At 69.2% G+C, this 7,907-nt stretch carries 11 protein-coding genes and 1 riboswitch; of the genes, 9 read left to right on the plus strand and 2 right to left on the minus strand.

All coding sequences use genetic code 11. The features are described 5' to 3' along the window. Positions 1 to 18: 18 nt before the first annotated feature. Positions 19 to 441: an SsgA family sporulation/cell division regulator gene (locus AB0F71_RS33995; protein ID WP_360242969.1), complete on the plus strand. Its 423-nt coding sequence runs from the start codon at positions 19 to 21 to the stop codon at positions 439 to 441. Positions 442 to 605: 164 nt separating this feature from the next. Here AB0F71_RS33995 and AB0F71_RS34000 read toward each other — a convergent pair whose 3' ends face one another. Then, positions 606 to 986 (minus strand): phage holin family protein, encoded by a 381-nt coding sequence (locus tag AB0F71_RS34000; RefSeq protein WP_360242972.1) that lies wholly within the window; start codon positions 984 to 986, stop codon positions 606 to 608. 169 nt (positions 987 to 1,155) lie between these two features. Here AB0F71_RS34000 and tenA point away from each other — a divergent pair, with 169 nt between their 5' ends. From tenA to AB0F71_RS34035, 7 genes are all read left to right on the plus strand, one after another. Next, the gene (gene tenA, locus AB0F71_RS34005; protein ID WP_360242974.1) at positions 1,156 to 1,824 is read left to right on the plus strand and encodes a thiaminase II; all 669 of its coding nucleotides are present in this window, start codon (positions 1,156 to 1,158) and stop codon (positions 1,822 to 1,824) included. Positions 1,825 to 2,006: 182 nt separating this feature from the next. Then, positions 2,007 to 2,207 carry a DUF5326 family protein gene (locus tag AB0F71_RS34010; RefSeq protein WP_188305823.1) on the plus strand — a complete coding sequence of 67 codons (201 nt, stop codon included), beginning with the start codon at positions 2,007 to 2,009 and terminating at the stop codon, positions 2,205 to 2,207. 157 nt (positions 2,208 to 2,364) lie between these two features. Beyond that, a riboswitch (TPP riboswitch) is annotated at positions 2,365 to 2,500 on the plus strand. Beyond that, positions 2,495 to 4,309: a phosphomethylpyrimidine synthase ThiC gene (gene thiC, locus AB0F71_RS34015; protein WP_360242979.1), complete on the plus strand. Its 1,815-nt coding sequence runs from the start codon at positions 2,495 to 2,497 to the stop codon at positions 4,307 to 4,309. Its footprint overlaps the riboswitch before it by 6 nt. Before the next feature lie 124 nt (positions 4,310 to 4,433). Then, the gene (locus AB0F71_RS34020) at positions 4,434 to 4,664 is read left to right on the plus strand and encodes an antitoxin (RefSeq protein ID WP_360242981.1); all 231 of its coding nucleotides are present in this window, start codon (positions 4,434 to 4,436) and stop codon (positions 4,662 to 4,664) included. Next, complete coding sequence (locus AB0F71_RS34025; protein ID WP_360242984.1) at positions 4,661 to 5,068, plus strand: type II toxin-antitoxin system VapC family toxin; 408 nt, start codon at positions 4,661 to 4,663, stop codon at positions 5,066 to 5,068. The genes AB0F71_RS34020 and AB0F71_RS34025 overlap by 4 nt, the downstream gene beginning before the upstream one ends. Positions 5,069 to 5,203: 135 nt before the next feature. Continuing rightward, entirely contained in the window at positions 5,204 to 5,431 is a 228-nt protein-coding gene (locus tag AB0F71_RS34030; RefSeq protein WP_359780946.1) for an AbrB/MazE/SpoVT family DNA-binding domain-containing protein, read from the plus strand. A gap of 37 nt (positions 5,432 to 5,468) precedes the next feature. After that, complete coding sequence (locus AB0F71_RS34035; protein WP_360242987.1) at positions 5,469 to 5,867, plus strand: type II toxin-antitoxin system VapC family toxin; 399 nt, start codon at positions 5,469 to 5,471, stop codon at positions 5,865 to 5,867. Positions 5,868 to 5,999: 132 nt separating this feature from the next. On the opposite strand, the gene AB0F71_RS34040 is transcribed toward AB0F71_RS34035, so the two are convergent. Then, the gene (locus AB0F71_RS34040; protein ID WP_360242990.1) at positions 6,000 to 6,431 is read right to left on the minus strand and encodes a hypothetical protein; all 432 of its coding nucleotides are present in this window, start codon (positions 6,429 to 6,431) and stop codon (positions 6,000 to 6,002) included. A 564-nt stretch (positions 6,432 to 6,995) separates the two neighbouring features. Between AB0F71_RS34040 and AB0F71_RS34045 the strand changes: the two genes are divergently transcribed. After that, the coding region (locus tag AB0F71_RS34045; RefSeq protein ID WP_360242993.1) for an ice-binding family protein at positions 6,996 to 7,907 on the plus strand (912 nt) is incomplete at its 3' end.

Here is a 7,907-nt window from a genome sequence, read left to right on the forward strand (position 1 = left end):
AAGAGAGGTACCGGCGCCATGCAGCACAGCACTGTCCAGGGGCACCTGGCGATGAACCTCGTGGTCTCGCCCGAGCTGTCCTTCCCGATCGTGGTGGACCTGGGGTACGAGGCGGGTGATCCTTACGCGGTCCGGTTCACCTTCCACCTGCCCGGGGACGCCCCGGTCACCTGGGTGTTCGCGCGCGAGCTGCTGCTGGACGGCCTCGGCGGCCCGTCCGGTGAGGGCGACGTGCGCATCCGGCCGCTCGGCGGGGAGCCCGCCGAGGTCAGCATCGCGCTGTGCTCCCCCAACGGGCACGCCGTGCTGCACGCCCGGGCGGCGGCGCTGGCCGCCTTCCTGGCGCGGGCCGACCGGCTGGTGCCGGTGGGCCGGGAGTCCATCGGGAAGGAGCTCGACGCCGAGCTCGCGGACATCCTGCGGGGGTGCGACGCGGGGTGAGCGAACCGAGCGGGTCGCGTCGGGGGCCCCGGGGTCCCTGGGGTCCCGGGGGACGACGGCCGGCGACTACCCCTGGGAACGACGAAGGGGCCCGTACCCCGGTGGACCACCCACCCGGGCGCGGGCCCCTTCTCGAGGCCGCGTGCGACACCGCGCACGACGGATCAGTCGTCGTCCAGGGCCAGGTGCAGGCCCCAGGAGACCAGGCTGATGATCAGTGAACCGACCAGTGCGGAACCGAAGGTGGACACGTGGAAGTCCAACTCCAGCTTGGTGGACGCCCACGAGGTGAGCAGCAGCATCAGGGCGTTGATCACGAAGGTGATCAGTCCCAGTGTGAGGATGAACAACGGGAACGAGAACAGCTTCACCACCGGCTTGATCAGCCAGTTGATGAGCCCGAAGACGACGGCGACGCCGAGCACCGTCAGCGTCTTGTGCTGCCAGTCGGCCTTGCCCTCGGCGAGTTGGATGCCGCTGACGATCCAGGCGGCGACCCAGATGGCCGCCGCGTTGATCAGTGTCTTGATGACGAAACCCTTCATGCCGCCCAAGCCTGACAGGCGGCCCGCTCCGGGGGAAGCTCCCGCCGGACGAGTTGGTGCCGAACGCCCCTGGTCCCGGAGGTGGACGGGGCGAAGCCGAAGGGCGGGGGAGGAGGCGGGGCCGACGGCCGGGGGCGGGGCCGGGCGGCGCCGTCGTAGGGTCGTTCGCATGACCCGTAGCCTCACCGAGGAGCTCTGGGCGTCGATCGAGCCGATCTACGCCGAGATCCTCGCCCACCCCTTCATCGGCGGCCTCACCGACGGCACCCTGCCGCGCGAGGCCTTCCGCCACTTCGTCGTCCAGGACTCGCACTACCTGCGCGACTACGCCCGCGCCCTCGCCGTCTGCGCCGCCAAGGCCCCCGGCGAGGCCGACGTACGGGCCTTCGCCGACGACGCGGTCGGCGCGCTCGCCGCCGAGCAGGGCATGCACGCCGAGTTCCTGACCGCCTTCGGCGGCACCGCCGAGGAGGCCGCCGCCGAACCGGTGCTGCCGACCACCCGCGCCTACACCAGCTACCTGCTGGCCACCGTGTACGGCGGGTCCTTCGCCGAGGCGCTCGGCGCGGTGCTGCCCTGCTACTGGATCTACGCCCGGGTCGGCGAGGCGCTGCTCGCCCAGGGCTCCCCCGACCCGCTGTACGCCAAGTGGATCGCCACCTACGGCGACGAGGCCTTCCAGTCGGTGGTCCGCCGGGTGCTGGCGCTCACCGACCGGCTCGGCGAGGAGCTCTCGGCGGCCGAACGCCGCCGGGTGGTCGAGCACTTCACGACCACCTCGCGCTACGAGTGGATGTTCTGGGACGCCGCCTGGCGCGGCGAGCGCTGGCCGGTCTGACCCGGCTCCCCCGCCGTTTCTCGGGGGTCCTCCCGGGGGGTCGGATCGGGGTGATCTAGGGGTTCTCTCCGGGCCGCAGGCCCTCGTTCCGCCGCTTCCGCCACCGTACGATCGAAGCATCGAAAGCAAGCGGGATGCGGTTACCGGACGGCGGCCGACCCGAGGGGAGAAGAGGAACCGACATGGCTGAGCTCTGGAAGTCGCTGCCCTCCTGGGTGCGCAACATCGTCATCCCGGTGCTGGTCCTGGTGCTGGCCTGGAACATCATCGCCTTCGTGTTCGGCGTGGTCGGTGCCCTGCTGAGCATCGTCATCAAGCTGCTGGTGGTCGTCGGCATCGCCGCCGCAGTGGTGATCCTGGTCAAGAAGGCCGCGAAGAGCTGACCCCGCTCCGCGCGCCGCGCGGAGCGCCTCCGGAGGCCCGGCACCCCGTTCGCGGGGGCCGGGCCTCGGCCTTTCCCCGCGCCGATCCGTTTCGGGGACCGTCTGGACCTGCGGCGATCGGCTCGCTACCGTGTTGGGCGTCATGTGCAGGCAACACCGCCTGCGACGCGGGAGCTCGGAGCACCGGGCTGAGAGGACGCTGACCGGACCGTCGACGGACGGACCGACGGCTGCGTCGACCGCAGGAACCTGGACCGGATAATGCCGGCGTAGGGAGTAGAGGTCAGATGACCACGTTCGAAGCACAGCCGCAGCCTGCCCGCAGCACCCCCAGCAGCGAGCGCACCGGATACCCCACCCCGGCCTGGCGCAAGGCCTACCGCGACGGATCCCGCCCCGACCTGCGGGTCCCGTACCGCGAGGTGCAGCTCACCAACGGCCGGACCGTGCCGCTGTACGACACCTCCGGCCCGTACACCGACCCGGCGTACGAGCCCGACGTGCGGCGCGGATTGCCGGCCCTGCGCGACGCCTGGATCCGCCAGCGCGGCGACGTCGAGGAGTACGACGGCCGCGAGGCGCGCCCCGAGGACGACGGGATCAAGCACACCTCCCCGCGCGGCGGCGACCTGCGCAACCTGGACGCGGTCTTCCCCGGCCGCCCGCGCCGCCCGCTGCGTGGCCGCGGCGGCGTCGCCGTCACCCAACTCGCTTACGCCAAGCGGGGCGTGGTGACGCCGGAGATGGAGTTCGTGGCGCTGCGCGAGGGCCTGGAGCCGGAGTTCGTGCGGGACGAGGTGGCCCGCGGCCGCGCCGTCATCCCGGTGAACGTGAACCACCCCGAGGTGGAGCCGGCCATCATCGGCACCAACTTCCTGGTGAAGATCAATGCCAACATCGGCAACTCCGCCGTCACCTCCTCGATCGAGGAGGAGGTGGAGAAGATGACCTGGGCCACCCGCTGGGGCGCCGACACCGTCATGGACCTCTCCACCGGCCGCAACATCCACACCACCCGCGAGTGGATCCTGCGCAACTCCCCCGTGCCGATCGGCACCGTGCCGCTCTACCAGGCGCTGGAGAAGGTCGACGGCCGGGCCGAGGAGCTGAGTTGGGAGGTCTACCGCGACACCGTCATCGAGCAGTGCGAGCAGGGCGTCGACTACATGACCGTCCACGCGGGCGTGCTGCTGCGGTACGTCCCGCTCACCGCGCGCCGCAAGACCGGCATCGTCTCGCGCGGCGGCTCGATCATGGCGGCCTGGTGCCTGGCGCACCACCAGGAGAACTTCCTCTACACCAACTTCGAGGAGCTCTGCTCCATCCTGGCCTCCTACGACGTCACCTTCTCGCTCGGTGACGGCCTGCGGCCCGGCTCCATCGCGGACGCCAACGACGAGGCGCAGTTCGCCGAACTGCAGACCCTCGGCGAGCTCGGCCGGATCGCCCGCGAGCGCGACGTCCAGGTGATGATCGAGGGCCCGGGCCACGTCCCGATGAACAAGATCAAGGAGAACATGGATCTCCAGAAGGAGATCTGCGACGAGGCGCCGTTCTACACCCTCGGCCCCCTCACCACCGACGTCGCCCCCGGTTACGACCACATCACCTCGGGCATCGGCGCCGCCATGATCGCCTGGTGGGGCACCGCGATGCTCTGCTACGTCACGCCCAAGGAGCACCTGGGCCTGCCCAACCGGGACGACGTCAAGGCCGGCGTGATCACCTACAAGATCGCCGCCCACGCCGCCGACCTCGCCAAGGGCCACCCCGGCGCCCAGGCCTGGGACGACGCCCTCTCCGACGCCCGCTTCGAGTTCCGCTGGGAGGACCAGTTCAACCTGGCCCTCGACCCGGAGACCGCCCGCGACTTCCACGACGAGACCCTCCCCGCCGAGCCGGCCAAGACCGCGCACTTCTGCTCCATGTGCGGCCCGAAGTTCTGCTCGATGAAGATCTCCCAGAAGATCCGCGACGAGCACGGCGACGGCTCCAGCGCGGTGCAGAGCGACTTCGACGCCGAGGCGCTGGCCGGCATGGCCGAGAAGTCCGCCGAGTTCGCCGCCCAGGGCAACCGGGTCTACCTCCCGCTGGCCGACTGACGCAGGAGCCCGGCACCTGAGCGCCGCCCCGAGAGCTTCGCTCCCCGGGGCGGCGCTTCGTCGTTCCCGCTCCGGAGGCCCACCACTATCTGCATTTTGCAGATACTGGAGCTAGAATGCAGGCATGACTGCCCTCACGATCCGGGACGTCCCGGACGACCAGATCCAGACCCTGAAGGTCCGCGCAGCTCAGGCCGGCAAGTCGCTGCAGGCGTTCATGCTGGACCTGATCGCCAGGGAGGCATCCAAGCCCACCATGGCGGAGATGATGGAAAGGCTGAACCGGGAAACCACCGCCGACGTCAGCGCCGCCGACGTTCTCGCTGCCATCGATGAAGGGCGAGCCGGGCGTTGATCGTCATCGACTGCTCTGCCCTCGTCCTGGTTCTCACGGCCCACGGTTCCGACGGGGAGCTCATCCGCAACCGCCTGGCCGAGGCTGGGGACGTCTACGCTCCTACCCTCCTCGACTACGAGATCCAGTCAGCCCTCCTCGGCATGCAGCGTGGCGGCAAGCTGACCGAGAAGGAAGTGGAGCGGGCGGTCGCCGCATACCGGCTGCTTCCCATTGCCAAACGGGAGACGCTGCCCTTCTGGGACCGGGTGAGGAAGCTGCACGCCAACCTCAGCGCCTACGACTCCCAGTACGTTGCCCTGGCGGAAGCCCTGGGCGTACCACTGATCACCAGCGATGCGAGGATCAAGCGCAGCGGTGCCGCGAAGTGTGAGATCGAGGTCTTCGCCTCGATCCACCCCTGACTGACACAGCCCCGTGCGGTGGCGCCTTCGTTGACCTTCTGCTCGATGAAGATCTCCCAGAACTCGAGCGGAGCTTCGTTGTCGGCGCGTAGTATTACGTAGTAGGGGTAATACGGGATACCAAGGAGCCCTGAGATGCGACTCAACAGCAAAGGTCAGGTCACGATCCCCGCGGAGCTCCGGCAGAAGTGCGGTCTCCGCCCCGGGGACGAGGTGGACGTGATCGAGGAGGACGGCGTTCTGCGGATAGTGCGCCGGATCGGGACGGACACTCGGGGCCAGCGACTGGCGCGGCGGATGAGAGGAACCGCTGCGGGCGGCATGTCGACGGACGAGATCATGGAGTTGTTGCGTGGGGAGTAGCCGGTTGAGGCTTGTGGAACAGGAGCGGTCTCAGCCGGTGACCCTGGTCGACTCGTGCGTGCTGCTGGACCTCATGACGAACGACCCCACCTGGGCCGACTGGTCCGAAGTCGAGCTCGCCAAGGCACAGGACGAGGGCCAGGTGGTGATCAACCCGATCGTCTACGCCGAGGTCTCGGTGGCCTATGCGGCGATCGAGGAACTCGACGCGGTCCTTCCCGCTGAGGCCTTCGTCCGAGAGCCGCTTCCCTACGAGGCCGGGTTCCTGGCCGGCAAGGCCTTTCTGCAGTACCGCAAGCGTGGAGGTCAGAAAACCGCTCCGCTTCCGGACTTCTACATAGGCGCGCACGCGGCTGTCCGGAGCTACCGCCTGCTCACTCGGGATGCCACGCGCTACCGCACCTACTTCCCGACCGTTCAGCTGATCTGCCCTTGATTGCTGTTCGGTTCATGGCGGTTCTGCTTGCTGGGGCGCTGCGCTGGAATCCCGAAAGGGGCGTCCGGCGCAGCGCCGCGAACGTCGGGGCGTGCAGGTGTGATCCGGCCGGTGGATTGCTCCGGGTGTGCGTCAGAGCCCGAGGATTTCGCGGATGAGGCCGAGCTTGTGCTCCGGGGAGAGGTTCTGGGGACGGCCGGCGAGCAGGTCGTTCAGGACTGTGGGGACATCGGAGCTGTCGGGGGCCTGGATGGCGTCGATGACCTGGCAGCGCAGGCCGCCGTCCCGGAGGAACACCCACACGTCGTGATCCTTCCGCGGCTCGCTGTTCTCCGTCGGGGAGAGCCGCCACGTCGGGAACCAGCCGAGCCCTTCTTCGGTGAGACGTTCGGCGAGTTCCTCCAGGACGTACTTGCCGAGTCTTCGGTAGCCGACTTCCGCGCGCAGTTCACCGAGGGTGACCTTGAGCAGGCCACCTGCGGCGCGGCAGCGCGCGGCCACTGTGCCGGTGTCACAGGCGGCCACAGCGAGCGCCTCGTCCCGCGGATTCGTTAGATCGTTCATGATCGGGCCAACGATTGGGATCACGGGGGCGATACGTGATTCACCGGCTTGGGCGCGGCCAAGAGGAAAAACGGTACTGCAATGGCGTCGGCGGCGACCCGGGTGGCCGCCGGTGGCCAGGGAGGACAGGTCGCCATTTAGTGCGTAGACGAACGGATCTGCGAGGTGGCGGGTCCTTCCCCGTTCGGCGCTAGTGCGTCACTCCGTTGCATCTTTATTACTCTCTTCTTTCCATGTTGTTGTTGCACGGTGTAGTGAGTTGGTGACTATCCATCACCTGTCCTGGTCGGCTCCCGCTCTCCGGACGCCCCTCCGGCGCGGGTGCGAGGGGGTGAGGCCTGACCGGAAGCACCAGCGGCGCTCTGAATCCCCCATTGGGGTGAAGGAGTTCAACGGCGACAAGAAAGGTCCTGTCCTATGGCAGTCGATGCCATGTTGTCCGCTCCACCGGGACGAGGGCGTCAACGCGCTCGACTCGCGGGCGCGTTCGTCCTGCTGTCCGGGCTGACGTTGCTCGCGACGTCCGGCCCGTTCCCCAGCCCCGCGCACGCCGCAACGGCACCGGTGGGGCTGGGGACCGACACCAGCTATGCGATCCTGGCGGGCTCAACCGTCACCAACACCGGCCCCAGCGTCATCAACGGGGACCTCGGGCTCTTCCCGGGAACCAGCGTGACGGGCTTCCCGCCCGGAATCGTGAACGGGGTCCAGCACGTCAACGACGCCCAGGCGGCGCAGGCTCAGTCCGACCTCGTCATCGCCTACAACGACGCCGCCGGCCGGGCCCCCACGGCCACCCTGACCTCGCCCGGCGACATCGGCGGGCTGACGCTGACGCCCGGGGTCTACAAGGCGAGTTCGTCGCTGAACCTCACCGGGACCGTCACCCTCGACGCGATGGGCGACCCGAACGCCGTCTTCATCTTCCAGATCGGCTCCACCCTCATCACGGCTCCGTCGAGCGTCGTCAGCCTGGTCAACGGAGCGCAGCCCTGCAATGTGTTCTGGCAGGTCGGCAGCTCCGCCACCATCGACGTCGACTCCTTCTTCAAGGGCAACATCCTGGCCCTCACCTCCATCAGCGTGAACCACGCCTCGGTGATCGAAGGCCGCGCCCTGGCGCGCAACGGCGCCGTCACCCTGGACGACAACACCATCACGAGGGCTGCCTGCACCGTCGGCCCGCCCGGGCCGAGTGGGCCGCCCGGGCCGAGTGGCCCGCCCGGACCGAGTGGGCCGCCCGGACCGAGTGGGCCCGCCGGCCCTCCCGGTGCTGCCGGCTCTCCGGGGGCTCCCGGCCCCAACGGTGCACCTGGTCCCAACGGTTCGCCGGGTGCTCCGGGTGCTCCCGGCCCCAACGGTGCACCTGGTCCCAACGGTTCGCCGGGCGCTCCGGGTGCTCCCGGCCCCAACGGGGCTCCGGGGGCTCCGGGTGCCAATGGCTCGCCCGGTGCCAATGGTGCTCCGGGTGCACCT

The sequence above is a fragment of the Kitasatospora sp. NPDC028055 genome, assembly GCF_040637885.1.
Classification (GTDB): Bacteria; Actinomycetota; Actinomycetes; order Streptomycetales; family Streptomycetaceae; genus Kitasatospora.

Bases quoted from the DNA above. Each gene is read 5' to 3' on its own strand.
- AB0F71_RS33995 (WP_360242969.1), top strand. From the start codon at position 19: ATGCAGCACAGCACTGTCCAGGGGCACCTGGCGATGAACCTCGTGGTC.
- AB0F71_RS34000 (WP_360242972.1), bottom strand. From the start codon at position 986: ATGAAGGGTTTCGTCATCAAGACACTGATCAACGCGGCGGCCATCTGG.
- tenA (WP_360242974.1), top strand. From the start codon at position 1,156: ATGACCCGTAGCCTCACCGAGGAGCTCTGGGCGTCGATCGAGCCGATC.
- AB0F71_RS34010 (WP_188305823.1), top strand. From the start codon at position 2,007: ATGGCTGAGCTCTGGAAGTCGCTGCCCTCCTGGGTGCGCAACATCGTC.
- thiC (WP_360242979.1), top strand. From the start codon at position 2,495: ATGACCACGTTCGAAGCACAGCCGCAGCCTGCCCGCAGCACCCCCAGC.
- AB0F71_RS34020 (WP_360242981.1), top strand. From the start codon at position 4,434: ATGACTGCCCTCACGATCCGGGACGTCCCGGACGACCAGATCCAGACC.
- AB0F71_RS34030 (WP_359780946.1), top strand. From the start codon at position 5,204: ATGCGACTCAACAGCAAAGGTCAGGTCACGATCCCCGCGGAGCTCCGG.
- AB0F71_RS34040 (WP_360242990.1), bottom strand. From the start codon at position 6,431: ATGAACGATCTAACGAATCCGCGGGACGAGGCGCTCGCTGTGGCCGCC.